Here is a 250-nt window from a genome sequence, read left to right on the forward strand (position 1 = left end):
GTCGATCGGCTGGGTCTGCGCGAGCCGGTACACCTCGCCGGCGGCAGCGGTCACCGCGGCGACCAGCAGCTGGTTGAGCAGCTTGGCGCGTTGCCCGGATCCGGCGGGACCCTGGTGCACGATGCTGCCGGCGAGCGGACCGAGCACCGGGGCGACGGCGTCGAGGGCATCGACGTCACCGCCGACCATCACGGAGAGAGTCCCCTGTTCGGCACCGACCGGGCCTCCGCTCACCGGCGCGTCGAATGCT

Annotated in this window: 1 protein-coding gene; it reads right to left on the bottom strand. The window is 72.8% G+C overall.

The window, feature by feature from the left end; all coding sequences use genetic code 11:
* A partial coding sequence (locus SB660_RS22500; RefSeq protein WP_410584700.1) for an NAD(P)-binding domain-containing protein occupies window positions 1-234 on the bottom strand: 234 nt, incomplete at its 3' end.
* Between the last annotated feature and the right edge of the window lie 16 nt (window positions 235-250).

It is taken from the genome of Bacillus sp. SIMBA_005 (assembly GCF_046535585.1).
Classification (GTDB): Bacteria; Bacillota; Bacilli; order Bacillales; family Bacillaceae; genus Bacillus; species Bacillus pumilus.